Genomic DNA, 983 nt, shown 5'->3' on the forward strand with positions numbered 1-983 from the left:
TTTGTTAGAATGCTTTCGTCCTTAACTAAGGACAAGCGTATCGGTAAGCGCGTCGTGCCAATCGTGCCGGATGAAGCGAGAACCTTTGGTATGGAGGGAATGTTTCGTCAACTTGGCATCTATACCTCTGAAGGTCAAAAATACGTGCCGAATGATAGTGATCAGGTGATGTACTATCGTGAAGATCAAGGTGGACAGATTCTGGAAGAGGGGATTAATGAAGCGGGTGCAATGGCTGCATGGATGGCCTGCGCAACCTCATATAGCACTCATGATTACCCGCTCATACCGTTCTATATTTACTACTCAATGTTTGGGTTTCAACGTGTTGGGGACTTCGCGTGGGCGGCGGGCGATATGCGTTCTCGCGGCTTTCTTGTTGGTGGAACTGCAGGTCGAACAACGCTCAACGGAGAAGGGCTGCAGCATCAAGATGGACATAGTCATATTATGGCAGGAACGATACCGAACTGTATCGCTTATGACCCCGCCTATGCCTGTGAATTAGCGGTGATTATTCAAGATGGTTTACGTCGTATGTATCAGGAGAATGAAGACGTTTATTACTATTTGAGTATTATGAATGAAAACTATAAACAGCCTGCTTTGGTCAAAGACTCCGAAGAGGGAATCCTGAGAGGGATGTACTTATTCGATACCCTTAAACCTAAGGGGCGAGGAAAGAAACTCAGCGTTCAGTTAATGGGTAGTGGTGCCATATTAAATGAAGTTAGAGTTGCTGCCGAAATCTTGCGTGATGAATATAACATCGCAAGTGATATTTGGAGTGTCACTAGTTTTAATGAATTGGCGCGAGATGGCATGAAGACCGTTCGTTGGAATATGTTGAACCCNGATAAAAAGAAAAAAGTAAGCTATGTCGAAACTTGCTTGGGTGAACGTGAAGGACCAGTGGTGGCATCGACTGACTATATCCGCCTTTATGGCGAGCAGATTCGAGCATACTTACCGAAGCGCTATAC

1 pseudogene is annotated in these 983 nt (G+C 45.4%); it reads left to right on the forward strand.

Going from position 1 to position 983, the window contains the following annotated elements:
• A pseudogene (gene aceE / locus A3763_RS28010) lies at nucleotides 1-983 on the forward strand (pyruvate dehydrogenase (acetyl-transferring), homodimeric type); the annotation flags it as partial.

The sequence above is a fragment of the Oleiphilus sp. HI0128 genome, assembly GCF_001635365.1.